The following is a 20,734-nucleotide window of genomic DNA, read 5'->3' on the forward strand; positions in this document are numbered from 1 at the left end:
CCTCCAACTTCGCCCGTCAGAACGCCGTGCCGGTAGCCTTCGCGGCCTCCCTCGGCTGGATCACCAACATAACTCTGGACGGCAAAGAGCTGTCCCCAATGTGGCACGTCACCTTCGAGGGGACCGCCGCGCTACGCTCCAAGGAGACCCTATCGAAATGTCCATCGTCACAGTCCTGACGTTCCTCGTTCTGGCATCGCTCATCACGTTCCTCATCCCGCAGTTCTTCGGCGTGGACACCCTCGCGGAAGTCGAGACGACCGTGCTTCGGCGCTTCGCTGTCACCATCGCCGTACCGGGAGCCGCCGTGTTCCTGATCGTCGCAACCATCTTTGACCTCATCATCGTCGCTCTCTCTACGCGGGACATTGCCGCCATCAAGTCGGAGGCCCTTGTCGAGACCCCGCTGGTCTTCCGGTCCTTCTTCGAGGATGTGGCTTACTCGTGGAAGGGTGCCTGATTGTCCAAGCTCACAGCCCTGATTGACGGGGATACCTTGGCATTCCGCATCGCCTCCGCCTGTCAGCATACTATCGAGTGGCCCACGGGCTACATCGAACCGTTTGCCCGAAGGTCAGAGGGTGAGGTGGCACTGGATGCCTACATTGCCCGCCTGAAGAGACGCCTGCAGTTTGATGATATGATCATCTTCCTGTCCTGCCCAACGGAGGACAATTGGCGCCTCAAGGTGGACCCCGAGTACAAGTCCAACCGGAAGAACTCGGTACGTCCTCTGCTCCTGACACCCCTCAAGGAATACCTGAGGGTCAAGTACGGAGCCAACCACCTGGCATTCCTTGAGGCTGACGATGCTATCGGCATCTATGCCACCTCGGAGACCCTTGTGGAGGGCGAGAAGCTTATCGTCGGCAGGGACAAGGACTTCTACACGATCCCCGGAAAGCACTACCAGCTCAACAATGACAATGCGGCTGGTGACCCCGTGATCGTGGAAGTCTCTCCGCTGGAGGCCATCAAGAACCACTACGTCCAGACCCTCGCCGGCGATGCCGTTGATGGCTACGCAGGGTGCCCCGGCATGGGGATGAAGAGGGCCCGAGAGGTTATCGAGAACCCCGACAGGCTCTACCCCAAGGAAGGCGTCATCACTCGCGGGAAGAACAAGGGCGAGAAGGTCATCAAGTGGCACTCCGCTGGGCCGTCCTCCATCTGGGAGGCCGTTGTATCGCGATATGAAAAGGAAGGTCTCGGTGAAGCCGAGGCACTCTTGACTGGGCGTCTCGCCAAAATCCTCCACGCATCTGACTACGACATGGAGACCAAGGAGATCACTCTTTGGGTCCCCGGAAAGGAATAACCTTGCATTACATTCTCTGGCTCCTCGCGGCTGTCCTAGCGGTCCTCAAAATCGTCGGCACCATCACCCTCTCGTGGTGGATCATCACTGGTATCGCCCTTGTGCCGGTCGTCATTGGTATCGTCGTGTTCCTCATCGCGTTCGGTGCCACGCTGTACCTCCGGTGATCGCTCATGGCGCTGGTAAAATCAGACGGTCACCCCTTGGTGGCATCCACCTCAAAGACATCCATCCTGCATGACATCGAGAACCTCATCGAGCGTGTCAGCAAGATTGCTCGGGGAGAGACCAAGTTCCTCGACGCCAACACCAAGCAGACATCGGCGGCACTCAAGAGGCTTCAGGAAGCCAAGGGCTTTCTAGACCTCGGACTGATCCCCACCAATGCGGAGTGACGATGAACCCCTCAGACGAATTTCTGGAGTCCCCCAAGGCGGGGCTCCTCAGAACCCTTGGCTTTCAGGACCGCAGCACAGGCATTGTGGTCGATGGCCGGAAAATTCCCCTCTCGTTGTTCCTCCACGTCAACAAGCTGACCGACTTCCAGCATACCATCATCAAACGGGTGCTGGACATTGAGGCCACTCAGGAGGACTACTCGGCGGCGATCCAACAGATACAGCATCAGGCGGATCAACTGACGAGGGCGAACTGGAAGCCGAACAAGGTGGATGGGGATGCCGTCAATCGTCCCGACCACTACGAACGGTTCGCCATCGAGCCCACGTTCTTTGCCCGTGAGAATGGCATTACGTGGAACTTGGGGAACTTCCTCAAGTACATGTGCCGGTTCCCCTTCAAGAACGGCGTGGAGGACCTTCGCAAGGCGGCCCGCTATCTGGCCATGGAGGTCCGCTTCCTTGATGGTCTTCAGGATTGGTCTCGATGACTGGGAGGCGGCAGGACGGCTTCCGACCAAAAGCCCCCGCAAAGTACACAACCCTGTCGGCCCTGCTTGACCACCTGAAGGGCGACTACAAGCCTAAGTGCATCCAGCCCGGAGAAGATCGGGACAAGGCCATGCACTATTCAGGCCAGTACGACCTCGCCCAGAAGATCATCCGCCTCTGCTCCCCGGAGGATTAGCTATGTGCCCCCGATCTAGTACCCCTCAGGCCGAGGTCAACCGGCCAAATCACTCAGTCGCCCAGATGGGCCAGAACTACCAATTCACCACCAGCGCTGTGGCTCCCGAAGACTCCGAAGATGAGGAGGCCAAGGCGGCAAAAGTCAAAGCCGTCCGGGCCCAGATGTAGGGTGAACTAGGAGACAAGCATGTGCCCCAAACCAAAAATCTCCAACACCACCCAGAAGGTGGAGATCGCCCCGACGCCTGCCGCTCCTCTCGGTGTGGCCGACGAGCCCGACCCGTTGGAAAACCGTAGGCGCGAAAGCATCAGGAACTACGGTTCGGATACCCCCAAATACCGCCGCAAGGATGATGAGGAGGCGACTACGCCTGCTATCCCGACAGTGACCATGTAGGAGCCCTATGAGAGAAACCTCGTTTGGGGAACCAGCCGAAGGCCTTTACAAGAGGCTCACGGCGAAACGTACAGGCGTGGTCTCCATAGGCCGACGATTGGCCGCACTGACAATCCCCTCAGTGTTCCCGCCTGAGAACTACGACACAAGCCACGATAGCTTGGAGATCGCCAACCAGTCGATCAACGCATATCTGGTCAACTCCCTATCCAACACCCTTATGTTAACGGCCCTGCCGCCGAACCTTCCGATGTGCAAGTACAGCCTCAATGAGGTGGCGCTTCAGGGGGACATTGAGCAGGACGGGGAGCTGTACTCGGAGACGAACTATGCCCTGAGCCGCCGGGAGGAGGTCCACAGGACACGCATCGAGAACACCTCGGCTCGGGATGTATATTCCTCGTGGATGCGCCTCTCCATTGTCACGGGGAATGGCCTTTGTATCTGGACCGATATCAACGCACCTGTGGTCTATAACCTCCACAACTGGGTTACGGTTCGGGACGCCAAAGGTACTCCTCTGGTTACGATCCTTGAGGACACCATCTCGTTGGCTGCCGCTGATGAGGATGTGGCTGACGCCGTTATCCAGCACAGGACTGACACCAACAGGTCCGTTGATGCCGAGAAGACGGAGTGGGAGGACACCGCCACCATCTACCATTGCCAGAAGATCGTTAAGAACGACAAAGGGGAGAACGAGTTTCTCTACTGGCAAGAGACAGAGGGAGGCTACGCCATTCCGGGGACCGAGTTCTACTCGCCCTTCGATGTTCCCCCGATGTATCCCTACGGTATGATCCTTGAAACGGGATCGGATTATGGGTTGGGCTATTGCTCAGACTATGAGGGCGACCTCAAGGCCGTTGAGGAACTCAGTGCGTCCTTCCAAGATGGTGCCGCCGCGCTTGCATGGTTCCTCTACTTCGTGGACCCCACGGGCCAGACCAACATCCGGGACGTGGAGAACGCTGACAATCTCGATGTCCTCCCCGGACGTGCTGACGATGTGAGCACACTCGGGTCCGAGAAGAGTTCCGAACTCAGCGTCGTGGACTCAGCCATTGAGAAGGTGGCCCGAAGACTGGGCATGGCGTTCGCCTCTGAGGCGTCCATCCAGCGTAACGGTGAGCGTGTCACTGCCGAAGAGTGGAAGCGCATGGCAATGGCTTTGGATAAGGCCATGGGCGGTCTTTACTCGAAGATGGCGCAAGGACCCCAGCGCTGGTTCATCCTACGGTTTATCCACCTCCACCACCAAGAGGAAAAGCGCCTCAAGAAACTCCCGGCGGACCTCGTTAAGGTCAACGTGGTGACAGGTCTCGAAGGCATCGGACAGTCCTCGGACTACGCCGCCCTCATTGATGTGGCAAAGGATGTCTCGGAGCTTCTCGGCCCAGAGGGTCTCCGTGCGGAGATCAACGGTTCTGACCTCATCAGGCGTCTCCTGACGTACCGATCCATCAAGGCCGATGGCTTGGTGAAGTCCGACGACCAGAAGGCCCAAGAGGCCAGCGACAACCAATCTCAACAGCAGCAGCAAGCCGTCCTCGAAAAGGCATCCGCTCCGGTCGCTTCGGGTGGGATGGAGATGCTCATGCAGATGATGCAGCAACAAGGAAATCAAGATGTCCCAAATTGAGTACGCCATTGCGGGCAACACCCAAACGAAAGTCTCCATGGGTGATGGCGAAACGGTTGTCGAAACGACCGACACCAACGGCTATGAACAGGAGGTCGAGAGTGGAGTTTCCCAGCGTCGTGAGTCCGCATCTGAGGATGCAGATCGAGGCGATATTGACACCCCTGATGCCGACGAAGATGTGGATGGAACTGGAACATCTGAGGATGACGGCGAGGGCAGTGATGACACGTCCGAACCACCCTCTGTCCCTGAGACCTTCGACGCCGAAGACCCGGAGAATGTAGCCGCCTTTGAGGCCGCCTATCTGACATCGGATGGCGAGCTGAACGAGGACATCATCTCGGAAGAGTTCTGGCGTAACAAGGATGCCGGAACGGAAGGTCTCAATGAGGCCACCTATGAGTTCCTCAAGACCAAGGGCATCAGCAAGGCCTTCGCCAAGAAGGTCGAAGCAGCTTTCGTCAACCAGCACGACGCCGAGCAGAAGTCCCTCGCAGCCCACGACTTGAAGGTGATGGATGCGGCAGACGGCCCGGACAACCTCAAGGCAATGCTCGAATGGGGCAAAGCCTCGGGTTATTCGGAAGCCCAGCGTGAGCGTTTCAACAAGATCATGCAGGGCACGGACCTCGACGCCAAGCTCGAAGCCATTGAACTCCTCAAGAGCCGCTTCGAGAAATCTGATGCAGCCAAGCCGACCACCCCGAAGCGTGACGCCACGAAGGGTAACGGTAAGCCGCGTCCCGGTGCTCAGCCCTTCAAGACCCGTGCAGAGTGGCGAGAAGCTCGTCGCAGGGCCGAAGGTGACATCGCGGCTCTCCGCCAGATCGATGCCCGAGCAAAGGCCAGCGGCTTCTAAGCATGGGGAGTCTCCTAACCATCCTCGGAACCATAGCGACACCCCTCAAGTACATCGTCGGGGAGGTGTCGAAATGGTCAGAACGTCGGGACCTCATCAAGGAAGCCGAACTGAAAGCCAAGTTGGCAAAGATCACGGCGGACTCCGAGTTAGCCGCCTACAAGGCCAAGGCTGACGTTGAGTGGGACCTCGCGTGGGCCGGTCAGGCTCAGTCCTCGTGGAAGGACGAGTACATCCTGATCCTCTGGACGCTTCCCATGCTGGCGTTCCTTCCGGCTCTCTTCTTCCCGGACATGCGGGAGGGCGTAGAGGCCACATTGCAATTCGTGCAGACCCTCGGAGGGCCTGACGTAATCTACTGGTACATGGGTGGTTGGGGAGTGATCTTCTCCGCCACGTTCGGCATGAAGAATGCCCTTCAGCTCATGGTGCCGGGGAACATCTCCAAGATCACCGAAGCCTTCTCCCAAGTCCCTGACGACATACCTAAAGAAGTCGTTCAAGCCGCAACCGAGAAGATCAGGCAAAAGCTGGCCGATGGGTCACTGAAACAGGGCCTCTTCTAGGCATCCCAACTTCCAGCCTTAACTCACCCCGTGGAGACACCTCTTCGGGGAACCCTCAGACTCAACCTAAGGAAAATACATGAGCGTATATACCGACGCACGTTCGAAGCCCGGCCAGAAACTCCTTTCGGGCACCGACGACCGCGAACTCTTCATGCGGAACTTCTCGGATGACGTGATGGAGGCCTACGAGCAGAGCTTCGACTTCGAAGGCCAGTCCCTCGTCCGCACCATCTCGGCGGGCAAGTCCGATGTGTTCCCGATCATTGGCCGTAAGCGCGATGCTGCCGACCACACCCCCGGCGAAATCATCCTCGGCGGCACAGTGGAGCACAACGAGCGCGAAATCAGCCTCGACAAGATCACGGTGGACTCGGTGTTCATCGCAGAGATCGATGAGCTGATGGCCCACTATTCGCTGTCCGCGCCATACTCGCGCCAGCTCGGCCAGTCCCTCTCGGCGGTTACCAATGCGCGTATCGCCCAGACGATGGTGAAGGCTTCGCGTCAGACCGTTCCGCCGTACACTGGCGGCCCCCTGCCGAGCTACTACTGGAACGCCACGGTTGAGACCGATCCGTCCAAGCTCGAAGATGCGGCCTATGCTGGCGTGGAGCACATTCGCACCAATGACATCGGCGGCGGCAATCCGATCTACTGGCTCCGCTGGAAGCAGTACCTCCTCCTGGCACGTTACAACGGCATCGACACTGAGGCCACTTCGGGCTCTGGCGACCGTTCCAAGGGCGAAGTCGGTCTGGTCGCTGGCATCAAGCCGAAGGGGACCAACTTCATCCCGAACTCCAACATCACGACCGGCCTTGCGAAATATCAGGGCGACTTCCGGGATACGGTGGGCGTGATCGCCAACCAGATGGCCGTTGGCACCCTCAAGCGGCGCGCCAAGAAGGTCGTCATGAAGGAACAGGATGATCGTCTGGGCACCCTTCTGATCGCCTCTCAGCTCGAAGGTCACGGCGAACTTCGCCCCGAGTGCTCCTTTGAGGTCGCCAAGGCGGCACGAGTCTAACGAAAACAAGGGGAGGGGCTTCGTCCCCTCTCTTCCTCCTTCCAAGGTGATCCATGGCTATATCCCTGACGAGGCCCAAGCGCCTTGACCGTCTGTCTTGCGTCAACACCATTCTCCGGGCCGCAGGAGAGGACGAGGTGTCCAATCTTGGAGATGGTGCCACAGAGAGCGCCTTGAAGGCCGCCTCCACATTGGCATCTTACAGTACCGCCGTTCAGTCCGAGGGCTGGACGTTCTGCACCGAGGACTCCCTGAGGCTAACTCCCAACAGCTCAGGTGAGGTGTACCTCCCAGAGAACCTCCTGACGCTGGAACCCACAGACTACAGCACATTCGAGAAGCTTCAGGATCGCGGAGGCCGTCTCTATGACGCTTCAAGTTCCAGCTTCAGGTTTTCCGGGCCGGTCTACATCAAGGCCATCCTCGCTCTCCCGTTCGATGAACTACCACAGCCCGCAGCTTGGTACATCACGATCCTAGCGACGCTTGCATACATCAACGGGGAGACTCCCGGAGATGCCTCTTTGCGTCCCAAGAACATGGAGGCTGAGCAAGCGAAGATCGCCTTGGAGCGCTACGACAGTCGGCTCCGCAAAGGGAGCCTGAAGGACAAGAACCCACATTTCCGAAGGGTCCGCAGGAGTAGATAGTGCCGCAGACTACCACCTACGTTATGCCGAGCCTCATCGGCGGTATCACTGAGCAGTCCCCGCAATCTTCCACGCCATCCGCCGCCAAGGAACTCCTCAACTGCCTCAACTATGTGAAAAGTGGGGTGGACGCTCGGGGAGGGAGTAAGACCCTCAAGTGCCATAGCGTCACCCTTAATGATCCCTTCGAGCACGAGATCAGGCGCAGCGCCACAGAGCACTACAAGGTGTTCATCGAGAACGGGAACATCGAGGTCTTCAATCTCATTGATGGCACCCGCTGCACCAAGACTAACATTTCTTCGATTTCCCCGTACCTGCAACACACTGGTCCCGCACGAGCTGCCTTTGATGCCGTGACCGTGGAAGATACCACCTTCATCATCAACAAGCAGAAGACGGTCAGGATGCTCTCGGCAAGGAGCCCCCGTAGGCCGAACCAAGCGATCTTCTACTTCAAGGCCGGTGGTTACAGTATGACATACCGCGCCACGGTGAATTACAACGGGCAGGCCTACACGGTCTCCTACACGACCCCCGATAACTCGGCGTCATCCAACGGTCAGTACATCGCGACAACCGCTTTGGCTCAGTCCCTCGGGAACGCCATTCAATTGAATATTATCCCGAGCCTCCCCGGTGGCTCATACGTCCATGTGACTGGCAGCATGTTGGTCATCGGGTGCCCGGATGGCGTAAGCTTCACGGTGGACTCGGAGGACGGCGCTGGGGATACCCATCTGATATCGTTCAAGGAGTGGGCGAAGAAGTTCTCGGACCTCCCGGTTCGCTGCATCAACGGCTACGTGGTGGGCATCCGGGGATCAGCCGAAACCGACAAAGACGACTACTGGATGAAGTACGTTGGGAGTGGCGGAACCGGCGTCTGGGAGGAGGTGGTCAAGCCCGACACCCTCATCTCGCTCGATCCCTCTACGATGCCCCACCTTCTCATCAACAACGCCTTCAATGCTTTCGACTGTAAGCAGGCAGTCTGGGGTAACCGCATCAGCGGCGACGGCGACAAGACATCCAAAGCTCCCAACTTCGTGGACAGCAAGATCGTCTCAGCGCAGTTCATCTCAGGACGCCTCGGGCTGTTTACCGGCAGCTCCTACATGCTGTCTCGATCCCGCAACGCTTACGTGTTCTTTCCGGACACGGCGACCACTCGCCTCGACACTGACCCAGTGGGTTACGATGTCGCGACCGGCACGGTGACCAACGTTGTGGACAGCCTCGCGATTTCCGACAAGCTGTTCCTCTGGGGGGATTGCTCTCAGATCAAGATCGACTCTGGTGAGGACCCGATCCGAGAGGATACGGTGGATACCAAATCCAGCTCCAACTATGAGTATGACGGCAGGGTCTCTCCGCAGACGATGGGACTGAGTTCTGCCGTCTTCGGAACGGAACTTGGGGATAGCAACAGGCTCATGGAGGTAATCTACCAGCGGGGAAGCCCAGCAGGTCAGATACCTTTGACGGACCATTGCCCCGATCTTTTGGATGGTGACCTCCTCGGAATCTACACTGGGGGAACCGCATCCACCTTAGTCGTTCGCACCTCCACCTCTGGATCACTGATCTATATCTACCAGTGGGCAAACGAAGGGGATCAGCGTGTCGTCAGTTCGTGGAGCCGGTGGACCTTCCCGGCGGCAACTCGGGTAATCTCGGCGGCCATGCGGGGCTCCGACCTATACCTAATCCTAGAGATCGGCAGCAAGGTCAGCATCGAGCGGCTCCGCATGAGGCAGTCCTTTAAGGAGGGCATCCCGCTTCGTCTGGATCACATGGTGACTGAAGATGCTCCTAAGGTGTTCAATGCCGCAGAGGGCCGTTTGACTGTCACGCTTCCATACTCAGTCCCCGTGGATCGGCGTCACCTCTTCACCTGCCTTGAAACTGAAGAGAGCCTTGAGAAGACCTACCGAGGCCGACCGATACCGCACGAGTGGGTGGATGGTTCAACAGTCAGGCTGACCACGAACGATCCCAACCTGAAGTTCGTCATTGGAGCCAAGATCGAAAGCCGGAGGAGGTTCCAGCAGCTTTACATCCAGACGAGGGAGGGTCCGATCCTCCCTTCTCGACTGCTTTTGGGGTCCATGACTGTCTCCCATACCTCCACCTCCGAGTATCGCATTGAGGTCAGGGACCGGGACGAAACCCTCCTGAAGACCTACGAGTTCTCCGCTCGAAGGGTCTCCCGAAAAGATGTCATCAATAACAAGGTCCCCGTGTCCACTGGGGAGTTCAACGCGGCTATCGGCAGAGTCTCCCAAGAGGTCTGGGTGGACTTGGTGAATGACAGCCCGTTCCCATCCACATGGGCGGCGGCGAGTATTGACTATTCGATAGGCCGATAGATGCAGATCGTGGATTTGACACCCGAGCTGGTGCTCCTCGCTGCGGATGACATCAGGCCCGAAGACAGAAGGGAATGGCAAGCTGGGTGTGGTCAGGATGTCGAGGACAGACTCCTTGAGGACACCAACTGGCAGTTCGCTAGGGCTGCTCTGGATGACGATGGACGGGTCTTGATGTTCTGGGGTGGGGATGGCGGCTGGGTATGGCTCGTCGCTACCACCCATGGACAGGCTCAATGGCGATCCTTGGTGAGACTACAGGATGGCCTTCTCGGGGAGCTGCGGGATCAATTCCCCGGTCAGGACCTCAAGTGTTGGGCAGACGACAGGAACCTCCTGCACCACGTCTGGCTCCGAAGGCTGGGCTTCGAACCATCTGAGAGTAAGCACATAGGACCCTACCAGCTTCCTTTCACCCTCTACACCCTGAAAGGATAACGAATGTGCGTTCAAGCAGCACTAGCGGCTGTGGCAATCGCCCAGTCCGCCGTGAGCTTTATGGCCGCTAACGATGAATACGCTGCCCGAGCCGAACAGTGGCAACAAAACCGTAGAAACTCTCTTGCGGCAGGCCGGGATGAACAGAAGCAGCTTACCATCCGCATGGTGCAGGAACAGGATGCATTCGCCCAGAAGCGCCACCTGAACACCATTGAGCAGGCCGAGGCGTCAGCTTCAGCGGAGGCGTCTGGCGCAGCGGCTGGCGTATCGGGACTGTCCCTTGACAACATCCTCGCCGGGATTGGCAGGGAGGCAGGCCAGAAACAGGTAGCCGACAAGACAAACTACGAGAACACGGCCCTACAGCTCTCCGAAGAACTCCGCTCGACAAACACGAAGATCGAGAACCGCATCAACTCCGTGCAGAAGCCCACGAAGCCATCCGCGATGGGTTATGTGCTTCAGGGAATTGGTGGCGGTCTCAAAGCATTTCAGGATTGACGATGGCAAGAGAACCAGTGCGGCGCATACAGGGCGTCAGTCTCATCCAGCCAGTCGCGCAGCCTACAGATACCTATGTTCGCCCAGCCGAACCTTCCCCGTCACCTCTTAGGGACATTGCAGAAGGTCTCTCCTCGCTGGATAGCGGAATGGGTGCCTTTCTGGCGAAGCGGAAGCAGAAGCAGGATGATGCAGATAAGGTCCGGGCCGAAGCAGCGTTCAACTCGAACAACGCTCTAGGATGGGCAGAGGCCGTCAAGCAGGGCAAGGTCCCCGCCAATGCCTCTCCGGTCTTCATGAAGGCCTACAAGGCGGCTCAGGGCAATCTCGCAGGCATCCAGCTCCGAGAGAAATTCAACGGGGCGTACCTGAACTGGGATGGCCGTAACAGCAATGATCCTCAGGCCTTCCAGACCTTTCTCGGGGACTTCATCAAGTCCAACGTCCAGACGGACGACCCCGACATGTTGGCCCCGCTCAATGAGCACGTTCGGCAGCTCTGGGCAGATGGACACCAGATGTTCACCTCCGAGTCTGCCAAGTCGGTCTACAATGGGAACCTCAATACCCGTGCGGCAATCTCCGGGCGATCCATTGACGCTGCCAACGATGAGGGCTTGGGGAGCGGTAAAGGGACTGACTACGAGCGTCTTTGGGGTGACCTTATAACTCAGCGCGAGGAGGCCCTTAGTGCAGGTACTCGACGGGAGGACTATGACAAGACCCTCGTGAGCACCATCGCCGCCAAGGCTCTGGAACATGGTGATCCCGCCATGCTCGACCTTCTGGACAAGATGCTTCCGGGCGATACGGTCAAGATGTCCGACTACCCGGACTACAGGGATGTCAAACACGACACCATCTCCAAGATCGACACCCTGAACCGCCAAAGGATGGTGGATGAGGACGCTCGGCAGAAGAAGGTGGACACCCAGAGGGAGAGGGCCATTCAGGATGGCATCGCCAGACTCCTCGCTGACAATCCCAATGCCGAAATCCCGGACGACATCATGAAGGAATGGGCCCGCTATGACGGTGAGGCCCGGACCAAGCTTATCAAGATGAAGAAGACCCTGAGCGAGGGGAGGACCTTTGAAGACCCCGAGCAGGTGGCCAAGCTTCTCATGGAAATCCGAGAGGGTGCCGACAAGAATGTCATCTACAAGGCATTCCAAGACGGGATCATAAAGGACCCCTCGACCCTGAAGGATATGCTTGATCGATCCGATAGGTTCATTAAGGCGCGTCAGGAGGGGACCGGCATCCTCACAGGTCAGACGTCCAAGCGATACCTTGGGATGATCAAGGAGCGCACCTCTGAGAAGGGCACGACGATACTCCCAGACTTTCTCGGAGGCTCCGGCGCTGGCCTGACGAACGAGGGACTCGAAGCAACACAGGACTTCGAGAACATGGCGATGGAGTGGGACGAGAAAAACCCAACGGCCACCCTCATGGAACGCGAAAAGGCTCTCAACGAAATCGGGGAGACCATTCTTTCCCGGATCAACGACAAGGCCGCCACGGATGACTCCCAGAAATACGTTGGATCGAAGGACATCCAGCGACAAGAGGCCGAACAAATCATGCGGCCAGATGGGGCATCTACTCCCGTACCTGTGGACCCAAATCGACCAACCGGTGGGACCGTGACGGAGCAGCTCTACAAGGGGGAGCAGCCACCGATGCTCGATAGGCTTCCCTCCGATTATCAGAAATATATCGAAGACAACACACCTGAGGGTATGACCCCCGAGGAGTTCAATATGGAAATTTGGAAGAAGGCTAAGGAGATCGTCAATGGGGCGACGGGGGGTGAGCCAGCTCCCGGAGTTGATCCCATGAAGACGGACTCCATCACCTTCGACAACGAGACCGCCAAGCAGACCGCAGACGCCATCGGCCAGATGATCGACAATGTGGTGGCCAACGGCGGATACTCCACGAACCTTTCCGACAGTCCCACTCTCCCCATCCTCAATCTCATCGGCTACACCGAGGGCACGGCTGAGCGGCGCGGTTACAACGAGACGCTGGGCTATGGAGCCTACACGGGCGGCGACAAGGAACTCACCAAGATGACCTTGGGCGAGATCAAGAAGCTGCAATCCCAGATGCTTGCCCATCCGAAGAACAAGTGGAACTCCTCTGCTCTGGGCCAGTACCAGCTCGTCGGGAAGACTCTTCGGAGTGTTCAGTCTGAGATGGGCCTCAGTGACGATGTTCTCTTCGATGAGAAGACACAGGACGCCATGGCTATGCATCTCCTCAAAAGGCGTGGCTACGATGACTGGATGGCGGGCAAGATCAGCGATGCCAAATTCATGAATAACCTTGCGAAGGAATGGGCCTCCCTCCCGACGACCGCAGGTAAGGGCTATTATGACGGACAGAATGCCCGCGTTGGTCCTGAAAGGGTCCTTGCGGCATTCGCCGCCATGAAGACACCCAAGGAGTCGCCGTTCGACGCGATCCTTACGCCACAGGCCACGAAGCCGAACCCTGCCGTCTACGCCAAAATCCCCGAGAAGGAAGTCGCGCAGTTCCTCGAATGGAACCCCGATCCCGTGGCTAACCATGAGCGCAACCTGAAGACCCTCAGGCCAAAGCTGGGCGATGTCGTCAAGAGAGCGCAGGAACTCTCTGGGGTCAAGTTTGTGATCGGCGCAGGTGCCCGTACCGAGGAGCTTCAGAAGAAGGCCGTCAAGTGGGGCTGGTCGAAGACGATGGACTCTGACCACCTCGATAAAGACGGCTCTGGTTCTCGTGCGGTAGACCTCTGGCCGGTTGATGACGATGGCGCTGTGGACTTTGACGACGCCAAGCAGATGGCAATTGTCTCCGCCATGAAGCAGGCCGCCAAGGAACTCGGTGTCACCCTCGACATCGGGGCTGAATGGAAGAAGTTCAAGGACAAGCCGCACTTCGCCATCAAGGCCTAAACCATACCACATTGCACACAGTAAGGAGTCCCTATGGACGAAGCTTTCATCAAGGCCGCGCAAGCGGTCTTGGCCGAGCGACAGAAGGCCAGCCAGCCCCAAGAGTTCCCGGAAGTGGACCCAAGTGCTCCCCTTGCTGAGCAACTGGGCTTCCAACTGGACCCCTCTACGGGCGAGTACGATACGCCGAACCGCGTGACCCCTGAGGCCATCGCGAAGAATGCGGCAGACAGTGCCCGACTGGATACCCCGGAGAACCAAGCCATTGCAGGCTCAGTCTTCACGGGGGCCGCCAAGTCGGTATTCGAGCTGAATGACTTCGTGCATGAGCTTCAAGGTGATCCTGTAAAGCCCGAGGACTGGTCTGGTTTTCGAAAGGACATTGAGGGTATCGATAAAGCCGCCCGAGAGACAACTCCTGTGGCTGGCGTTGTATCGGGTGCCTCCCAGTTCATCACGGGGATGATCGGGGCAGGGAGGCTCCTCGCACCCATCAAGGCCGTCCAGAAGCTGCGACAATCTGGCAAACTTGGTGCCACGGCCTACGAGATAGGACGCGGTGCTCTTACGGGAGGCATTGTCCTCGATCCGCACGAGGAACGCCTTTCGAACCTCATCCAAGAGTATCCAGCCCTCTCCAATCCCGTGAATGAGTACCTCGCGGCCGATCCAAACGATGGTTACATGGAGGGACGCCTAAAGAATGCTCTTGAGGGTGTCGGGATGGACCTGGCACTCACTGGTCTCTTCGCGGGTGTTCTCAAGGCCTATCGTTATGCCAAGCAGGGGGATCAGGAGGCAGCCCGTGCTGCCCTCGAAGAGGTAAACACCCCAGAGACCGTCTCCCTGATTACCGAGGCTGAAACCCCGAAGCCCCGCGTAAGGGTTAAGGCAGGCAGCGAACGGGTGGATGTGGACGGTAACCCCTTGGCCGCGCCTCCGCCAGAGGCACTTCCGGCATCTGAAGGCAAGCCGAGGGTCCGCATACAGGCCGGTTCCGAGAGGGTTGATCTACCTCCTCAGGCTGCCGACGAGATGCCAATCGCTCTTGGTGAGAAGCCACAGGCTTTGGCCGATGAGTCGGTAACGGTCCCGGTGAAGTCCGAGGCCTCCGACCTTCCCAAGGCCGACGCCGTGAAGCCAATTGAGACCCCCGAGGTTTCAGAAGTGGACATGGCGCAAGTCCTTCGCGGTACAGACTTCGACCTCTCCGCCATCGAGCAAGCGGGATCATACAATGAGGCTCTCCTTCAGGGACATAAGTTCTCTGACGGTGGGAGCATCCCGTGGCAGAAGCTCAGCACCCCGGAAGACGTGAAGGTTCTCATCGATAATGCCGTGACGGTCTTCAAGCCGGAGCTGGATGCGATGAAGGGCGGCGATGTCCTGAAGGATGCCTCCGTGGATCGATCCATCCGGGCGGTCGCCAAGTTCTACAATGAGGACCCAGCGGCAATCTTTGGTGACCTTGCCAAGGCGGGTGAGTCCGCCAAGGGCCTCGTGCGCTCCATGGAGACTGGCTATCTGGTCACCAATAAGATGTTCCTCGATGCATTCGATGTCGTCAGGAAGATCAGGGCGGGTAACCTTGTGGACTTCGACGGTGACAAGGTGCTGGCCGTGGCCGAGGCGAAGAAACGCCTTGAACTCGCCATGCAGGCTTTTGGCCATACCCAGAGTATCCGCGCCAATGTCGGCAGGACCATGCGGAGAATGCGTAGCGAGTTCCAGATTAGCCCAGACCTTTTGGGAAAACTCAAGGGTATGGATGACGAGAAGTTCGTTGACCTCCTTTACAGGACGGAAGGTGACCCAGCGAAAATCCGTGACATGGCAAAGCCGGGTTTCTGGAAGATCGTCACTGATGAGCTGCTGTCCCAGACCCGCAATGGTCTCCTCTGGCTCTACCCCACGCACCTCGTCAACCTGACCACCAACGTCTACATGCTGGGTGCACGCCCCCTTGAAAAGCAGATCGGCAGTTTCCTTGTGAAGGGTGGCTCCGCGATCCGAAAGCAGGCGTCGAAGGAGTATTACTATACCCTGTCCTCCCTGACCGATGGTCTCAAGGCAGCGGTGGATGCATTCGATAAGGGGGATAGCCTCTTAGCTCCCCATGCGACGGAGTGGCTCGAAGCAACCGACCATACCGTCCATCGCCCCCTCAATATGCGGGACGCGAAGGACTTCTCGGATGTCTTCCATAACATCTGGGAAGCGAACCTCTGGCGTCTGGGCACGGGCCTGCCAACACGAACCCTCGGAGCACAGGATGAGTTCTTCAAGACCATCCGCTATCGCTCAATGGTTCAAGCAAGGGCCATGGTGCAAGCCGATGAGCTGGGCCTGAAGGGCAGGGACCTGAAGGACTTCCTAGAGCAACGCCTGAAGGCGGCATACGATGCTGAGGGCAAGGCCATTGACCCTGTGGCGCTTCGCGAGGCCCAGACGGTGACGTTCTCTCAGGAGCTTCTTCCGGGGACCTATGGAGCAACCCTCAGAAATGCCCGAAACAACCATCCGACGCTGGGCTTCATCCTGCCGTTCGTAAAGACACCCATCAACGTTCTCCGCTACGCCACCAAGTACACTCCGGGGCTCAATATCGCCCAGAAGGAATACCGGCAGATGGTGAGCGGGGCACTGGGGCCGGAAGCACAGGCACAGGCCTACGGGCAGATGGCCCTCGGCTCGATGTTCTTGGGGACAGCGACCCTTCTTGCAATGAACGGCAGGATCACAGGAGGCGGCCCATCCGAGCCCAAGCTCAAGCAGGAACTCATTGCGCAGGGCTGGAAGCCATACTCCTTCAAGAAGCAGAACGAGGACGGCAGTACGACCTACATCCCGTTCGGCAAGTTTGACCCCACGGGTTTCGTTATGGGCATTGCTGCCGACTTGGCAGAAATCTATCAGGTTGAGCAGGACGAACGGAACTACGCCGAGGCCATCAACGCCTCCGCTATCGCCATTGCCAAGAACCTCTCCGAGAAGTCCTTCCTTCTGAACCTCAATCAGGCAATCGACGCTCTGTCCGATCCTGATGAGGACCGGATGGGCAAATTCCTCGGAGGGATGGCGGCCAATGCCGTTCCTGCATCTTCAGCTCTGCGTGGATACGTCAATCAGGACCCATACCTCCGAGAGGCTCGGGGCTTTGTGGACAACATCAAGAAGAACCTTCCGGGCTTCTCCGAGACGCTTCCCCCCAAGCGGGATGTCTTCGGGGAGCCGGTGTGGCGAACCCTCGGGCTGACCTCGACCGGGGGCGCGGACATCGTGACCGACGAGCATAACAGGATCATCCTTGAGACTGGCTTTGGGCTTCAACGTCCCGCGTCCAACAAGATGGGTGTGGACCTTCGAGACGTGACGCTCGGCAACGGGCGGAATGCTTACGATGTCTATCAGGAGTACTCCGCTGAGCCGCCTTCGGGCCCCAAGCTCAAGGAGGCGCTGAAGACCCTCATCGAGCACCCCGACTATGCGCTCCTCGCGGACGGCGATGCTGCTACAGATGGGACCAAGCTCTCGGCGATATCAGATGTGGTCAGCAAGTACCGAACGGCGGCCTACAAGCGGATGCTTCAGGAGTTCCCTGAGCTTCGCAAGCAGGTGCTCCAGCGCAAGGTAGAGGCCGCAGGTGCCTACCTCGACAACAAGGCCGAACGGGAAGGCTCCGGGATGACTGGACAGGAACTCCTAGAGCGCCTCGGCTTCTAACTTCAGGTGAAAGATGAACTATAGCTTTGTGGAAACCGGGAGCATGTCTTCCGGTGACACCCAGCCTGTGTCCTTCGCGTTCCGCAAGAGGGATGAGGTCTTCGTGATGGTGGATGGCGTTGACGTGCCGTCCAATCTCTACGAGTGGGTGAATGACGGTCTCATCCGGGCCCTTAGTGGGTTTCCGGCGGGGGCCGTTACGAGGATAGAGAGGCGGACCCCGGTGGGTGGATACGAGTCCTCTCAGTCTGGCTCGTCGGTCTATGACTGGCAGGGGGCTAATGCGAACTTCCGTCAGTCCCTCTTCGTGATCCAAGAGTATGCCGACAAGGAAGCTCGGCGTAATGAGCAGATCGAGGAAGTCACCCAGTATGTGGAGGACATGGAGGAGGCTGTGCAGGCCGCTGCCCAATCCGCAGCAAATGCCAATCTAGCCGCATCAAGTGCCGCAGCGAATGCCGCAGAGGCCGTTTCTGATGTCCTTCATCAGGCCCAAGCAGCGGCAGAAGCAGCAGAGGAGGCGGCGGCGCGGGCGGACCAGTTCGATCCCCTAAATTTCTACACGAAGGCTCAGGCAGATGGCACGTTCCTTACCTCTTTGAGTGCCCAGTCTGACTTTTACACCAAGTCCCAGATCATAAGCGGCTACTACACTAAGACCGCTATCGATACTGCTCTTAGCCAGAGAGATACGGCCATTGGTGGCAGGGTCTCCAAGTCTGGCGACACCCTCACAGGTGAACTCACCATCAACAAGACATATCCAGCCCTCCGAATGCTTTACCCCGGCATTCGAGACGTGAGCTTACAGGTCCGCGAAGACGGCGGGTTTCACGTATGGGACAATTCAGCATCTAACAGACGCTTTACAGTCGGAAACGACGGCGCTGTCTGGACATCTCAGTTTGGTGACCTGAACAGTCGAATTGAAGCCCGAGCCGCAGCCCACGCGGACTCCCGTGCTTGGGCGGTTGCCAATGACCGCGTGGCGAACCTCAATTCCCGGTGGGTGTCCCGTGGTGAATTCACCATGCGTTACAATTTGTGGCAGGAAGCCCCGGCAGGGAGCGCGGTGACCGGCTTTTGGGTCGAGAGCAACAACTGGATGAAGCACTTCTGCTACCGCTACTTCCAACTATTTGACCCAGTGCGCGGCTGGATCACGGCGCATAACGCCTGAGGTAAATTTATGGAAATCGTTAACTTCGGACACTTCAAGCTCACCAGTACTACCGGCATCCAGTTCTTTACAAACGAGGATGGTCAAGACTGGTACGACCTGCGGCGCGGCCTCACGACATGGGATGAGCAGGGGAACTTTCTGACGGCCATTTACGGCGCGTGGGCAATGGTCGATCCGGTATCCCTCAGAGTTACCAACGTCGAGCAGGACCCTTCGCGCATGGTGCCAAATGACAAGATCGTCTTGGGCATCGACGCGGACCACGAGGCTATCTCGGAAGGGATGATCTACCAGAACGGTGCGCTTCAGGCCGCACCAGTCGAACCAATCCCAGAGCCCGTTACAGTTGTTTACTCTGTGGACCTTTGGGAACGCATGACTGACGAGCAAGCAGAGCAGGTACGCGATGCAATGGCTTTGCAGCCGTTCCGCACTCAGAAAATCTTTGAGGCCGCTGGCTCCTACAGAAGCGACCACAGCCTTTGGCCTCTCCTGAAGCAGATTGCCACTGAGCTGTTTGGTGCCGAAACCGCCAGCGCAATCCTCGCCCCATCCACATAGTAGGAATACCCATTTGGAAAACGAAGACGACTACTACAACAGCGGCAATCTTGAGGACTCCCCGGAGTACCGACCGGGGGTGGGTGACAACTCGGGGGACGATGATCTTGAAGGCCTCGGCCTGAAGGACCTTCTCTCGGAGATGCAGTTGGAACTCTTCAAGGACCTCCTGAGGAACATCCGTGCGGGCACAGCAACACCTCAGGAGAAGGCCACCGCGGCGAAGATCCTCAAGGACAACGGACTGATCTTCTTCGATAGTCCTGGCAATGATCCCTCCAGTGGTGGACCGAAGCCAGCCTCGCAGCCGGCACCTCTGCCAACCTTCGAGAAGCCTGAATATGAACGATGAGATCAGGCGCTCCCTGAGGTCCATTCAGCGGCGGCACCAAATCTCCATCAAGCGTCTTGATGACATCGAAAGACGACTGGAAGAGGCCAAGACGGAAGCATCCGTGGAAGTCTCCGAGGACCACGGGATTGTCTCGTGGTTCCGCATCCACGTCCTCCGCATAGCAAAGCGGGGAGGGTCCGATGACGCCGCCGCCTGATGACGATGCAGGCCTCAAGATGCAGCTTTATGCCGGTCTTGAGGTCGTCAAATCGCAGCAATCCGAAATCAACCGACGCCTCGGGAAGATCGAAAAGGTCATCGAGGAGAAGCTTGTCGATCCCGCCCGCGTAACCGAGCTGGAAACTTGGCGAGACGATGCCAGCAGTGCCCGCAGAGGGTGGGTCCAATGGGGCCTACAGATCGTAGGCTCAGCGCTTCTCATCACCCTTATGAGCTTCGTCGGTTCAACTCTTGGAGTAGACCTGAAATGGTAGAGGACGAGGAGACCGAGGTGGTCTTTACGGCTGTACTCTCAGCCACGACCATCCCGCTGTACAATGTGACCACGCTTGAGGATGCCTTGCTGCATTCCCGAGCGCTTTTCGGGAAGACCCTTATCCGAGTTGAGCAAAAGACTACAACGATCAGAAAAGCAAAGAACCCGACCCGATGAATACTGGCCTCCTCTTCAGATGGGGGAGCTTCTGGGTAGGTGCCCACTGGTCCCCCTTCAATAAGCGCCTCTGTGTGAACTTCCTACCGTGCGTGACATGGTGGATCACCCTTCCGGGAGGCAACACGCCATAGCCGACAGCATTGACCTTGTAGCCCGCAAGGTGGTCATGCTGTCTCTACTCTACTACTCCCTTGATGCGTCCCTCGTGCCCGACACTGAGTTCGATCTCATGTGTAAGCGGCTCTACGATGAGTGGGACGACCTTTCCCCAATCCGTCAATGGCAGCTCGAACCGAGAGAGGACATCCGCGCCTCTGGGTTTCACGTCAAGGTGACAACGGCAGCCTCCTATGGGGCACTCGCTTGGGCCGATAAGGTCCTGAAGAACAACCTCCACATGGTCACGAAGAAAGAATGGCAGCGGCACCCTGAGCATGGCCGGTGGTTG

The 20,734-nt window shown here is 58.0% G+C and carries 20 protein-coding genes; all 20 read left to right on the plus strand.

The features are described from left to right. Positions 1 to 157: 157 nt before the first annotated feature. Positions 158 to 460 (plus strand): hypothetical protein, encoded by a 303-nt coding sequence (locus QRN60_RS05425; RefSeq protein WP_112212729.1) that lies wholly within the window; start codon positions 158 to 160, stop codon positions 458 to 460. Continuing rightward, positions 461 to 1,318, plus strand: a complete 858-nt coding sequence (locus QRN60_RS05430; RefSeq protein WP_284765062.1) for a hypothetical protein — start codon at positions 461 to 463, stop codon at positions 1,316 to 1,318. Positions 1,319 to 1,320: 2 nt separating this feature from the next. Then, a complete protein-coding gene (locus tag QRN60_RS05435; RefSeq protein WP_284765063.1) occupies positions 1,321 to 1,485 on the plus strand; it encodes a hypothetical protein in 165 nt (54 codons plus the stop codon). A gap of 6 nt (positions 1,486 to 1,491) precedes the next feature. After that, the gene (locus tag QRN60_RS05440; protein WP_112974584.1) at positions 1,492 to 1,713 is read left to right on the plus strand and encodes a hypothetical protein; all 222 of its coding nucleotides are present in this window, start codon (positions 1,492 to 1,494) and stop codon (positions 1,711 to 1,713) included. 2 nt (positions 1,714 to 1,715) lie between these two features. Then, positions 1,716 to 2,207 carry a DUF3310 domain-containing protein gene (locus tag QRN60_RS05445; RefSeq protein ID WP_284765066.1) on the plus strand — a complete coding sequence of 164 codons (492 nt, stop codon included), beginning with the start codon at positions 1,716 to 1,718 and terminating at the stop codon, positions 2,205 to 2,207. Next, the gene (locus QRN60_RS05450) at positions 2,204 to 2,404 is read left to right on the plus strand and encodes a hypothetical protein (RefSeq protein WP_112212725.1); all 201 of its coding nucleotides are present in this window, start codon (positions 2,204 to 2,206) and stop codon (positions 2,402 to 2,404) included. The genes QRN60_RS05445 and QRN60_RS05450 overlap by 4 nt, the downstream gene beginning before the upstream one ends. A gap of 189 nt (positions 2,405 to 2,593) precedes the next feature. Then, entirely contained in the window at positions 2,594 to 2,803 is a 210-nt protein-coding gene (locus tag QRN60_RS05455) for a hypothetical protein (RefSeq protein WP_112212724.1), read from the plus strand. Positions 2,804 to 2,810: 7 nt separating this feature from the next. After that, a complete protein-coding gene (locus tag QRN60_RS05460) occupies positions 2,811 to 4,445 on the plus strand; it encodes a portal protein (RefSeq protein WP_284765067.1) in 1,635 nt (544 codons plus the stop codon). Beyond that, positions 4,432 to 5,307 carry a hypothetical protein gene (locus QRN60_RS05465; protein ID WP_112212722.1) on the plus strand — a complete coding sequence of 292 codons (876 nt, stop codon included), beginning with the start codon at positions 4,432 to 4,434 and terminating at the stop codon, positions 5,305 to 5,307. The genes QRN60_RS05460 and QRN60_RS05465 overlap by 14 nt, the downstream gene beginning before the upstream one ends. A gap of 2 nt (positions 5,308 to 5,309) precedes the next feature. Beyond that, positions 5,310 to 5,873, plus strand: a complete 564-nt coding sequence (locus QRN60_RS05470) for a hypothetical protein (protein ID WP_112212721.1) — start codon at positions 5,310 to 5,312, stop codon at positions 5,871 to 5,873. Positions 5,874 to 5,952: 79 nt separating this feature from the next. After that, positions 5,953 to 6,903 carry a major capsid protein gene (locus tag QRN60_RS05475; protein WP_112212720.1) on the plus strand — a complete coding sequence of 317 codons (951 nt, stop codon included), beginning with the start codon at positions 5,953 to 5,955 and terminating at the stop codon, positions 6,901 to 6,903. Between the two features lie 53 nt (positions 6,904 to 6,956). Beyond that, on the plus strand, positions 6,957 to 7,553 hold the full coding sequence (locus tag QRN60_RS05480; RefSeq protein ID WP_112212719.1) for a phage tail tubular protein A: 597 nt from the start codon (positions 6,957 to 6,959) through the stop codon (positions 7,551 to 7,553). Beyond that, complete coding sequence (locus tag QRN60_RS05485; protein WP_284765071.1) at positions 7,553 to 9,925, plus strand: phage nozzle protein; 2,373 nt, start codon at positions 7,553 to 7,555, stop codon at positions 9,923 to 9,925. The genes QRN60_RS05480 and QRN60_RS05485 overlap by 1 nt, the downstream gene beginning before the upstream one ends. A 441-nt stretch (positions 9,926 to 10,366) precedes the next feature. Next, entirely contained in the window at positions 10,367 to 10,867 is a 501-nt protein-coding gene (locus tag QRN60_RS05490) for a virion core protein, T7 gp14 family (protein ID WP_112212717.1), read from the plus strand. A 149-nt stretch (positions 10,868 to 11,016) separates the two neighbouring features. Beyond that, on the plus strand, positions 11,017 to 13,809 hold the full coding sequence (locus QRN60_RS05495) for a hypothetical protein (protein ID WP_284765074.1): 2,793 nt from the start codon (positions 11,017 to 11,019) through the stop codon (positions 13,807 to 13,809). A gap of 33 nt (positions 13,810 to 13,842) precedes the next feature. Further along, positions 13,843 to 17,532 (plus strand): hypothetical protein, encoded by a 3,690-nt coding sequence (locus QRN60_RS05500; protein WP_284765075.1) that lies wholly within the window; start codon positions 13,843 to 13,845, stop codon positions 17,530 to 17,532. 43 nt (positions 17,533 to 17,575) lie between these two features. Then, positions 17,576 to 18,712, plus strand: a complete 1,137-nt coding sequence (locus QRN60_RS05505; protein ID WP_284765076.1) for a hypothetical protein — start codon at positions 17,576 to 17,578, stop codon at positions 18,710 to 18,712. A gap of 9 nt (positions 18,713 to 18,721) precedes the next feature. Then, entirely contained in the window at positions 18,722 to 19,276 is a 555-nt protein-coding gene (locus tag QRN60_RS05510; RefSeq protein WP_284765077.1) for a hypothetical protein, read from the plus strand. 13 nt (positions 19,277 to 19,289) lie between these two features. Beyond that, the gene (locus QRN60_RS05515; protein ID WP_111817236.1) at positions 19,290 to 19,628 is read left to right on the plus strand and encodes a hypothetical protein; all 339 of its coding nucleotides are present in this window, start codon (positions 19,290 to 19,292) and stop codon (positions 19,626 to 19,628) included. A 182-nt stretch (positions 19,629 to 19,810) separates the two neighbouring features. Continuing rightward, positions 19,811 to 20,104 carry a hypothetical protein gene (locus QRN60_RS05520; protein ID WP_284765078.1) on the plus strand — a complete coding sequence of 98 codons (294 nt, stop codon included), beginning with the start codon at positions 19,811 to 19,813 and terminating at the stop codon, positions 20,102 to 20,104. The last annotated feature ends 630 nt before the right edge of the window (positions 20,105 to 20,734 follow it).

The sequence above is a fragment of the Agrobacterium sp. CFBP2214 genome (assembly GCF_030209895.1).
Taxonomy (GTDB): Bacteria; Pseudomonadota; Alphaproteobacteria; order Rhizobiales; family Rhizobiaceae; genus Agrobacterium; species Agrobacterium radiobacter.

Coding starts and splice junctions, on each gene's coding strand:
- QRN60_RS05425 (WP_112212729.1), top strand. CDS start 158: ATGTCCATCGTCACAGTCCTGACGTTCCTCGTTCTGGCATCGCTCATC.
- QRN60_RS05440 (WP_112974584.1), top strand. CDS start 1,492: ATGGCGCTGGTAAAATCAGACGGTCACCCCTTGGTGGCATCCACCTCA.
- QRN60_RS05445 (WP_284765066.1), top strand. CDS start 1,716: ATGAACCCCTCAGACGAATTTCTGGAGTCCCCCAAGGCGGGGCTCCTC.
- QRN60_RS05450 (WP_112212725.1), top strand. CDS start 2,204: ATGACTGGGAGGCGGCAGGACGGCTTCCGACCAAAAGCCCCCGCAAAG.
- QRN60_RS05455 (WP_112212724.1), top strand. CDS start 2,594: ATGTGCCCCAAACCAAAAATCTCCAACACCACCCAGAAGGTGGAGATC.
- QRN60_RS05460 (WP_284765067.1), top strand. CDS start 2,811: ATGAGAGAAACCTCGTTTGGGGAACCAGCCGAAGGCCTTTACAAGAGG.
- QRN60_RS05465 (WP_112212722.1), top strand. CDS start 4,432: ATGTCCCAAATTGAGTACGCCATTGCGGGCAACACCCAAACGAAAGTC.
- QRN60_RS05470 (WP_112212721.1), top strand. CDS start 5,310: ATGGGGAGTCTCCTAACCATCCTCGGAACCATAGCGACACCCCTCAAG.
- QRN60_RS05475 (WP_112212720.1), top strand. CDS start 5,953: ATGAGCGTATATACCGACGCACGTTCGAAGCCCGGCCAGAAACTCCTT.
- QRN60_RS05480 (WP_112212719.1), top strand. CDS start 6,957: ATGGCTATATCCCTGACGAGGCCCAAGCGCCTTGACCGTCTGTCTTGC.
- QRN60_RS05490 (WP_112212717.1), top strand. CDS start 10,367: ATGTGCGTTCAAGCAGCACTAGCGGCTGTGGCAATCGCCCAGTCCGCC.
- QRN60_RS05495 (WP_284765074.1), top strand. CDS start 11,017: ATGGGTGCCTTTCTGGCGAAGCGGAAGCAGAAGCAGGATGATGCAGAT.
- QRN60_RS05500 (WP_284765075.1), top strand. CDS start 13,843: ATGGACGAAGCTTTCATCAAGGCCGCGCAAGCGGTCTTGGCCGAGCGA.
- QRN60_RS05505 (WP_284765076.1), top strand. CDS start 17,576: ATGTCTTCCGGTGACACCCAGCCTGTGTCCTTCGCGTTCCGCAAGAGG.
- QRN60_RS05510 (WP_284765077.1), top strand. CDS start 18,722: ATGGAAATCGTTAACTTCGGACACTTCAAGCTCACCAGTACTACCGGC.
- QRN60_RS05520 (WP_284765078.1), top strand. CDS start 19,811: ATGACGCCGCCGCCTGATGACGATGCAGGCCTCAAGATGCAGCTTTAT.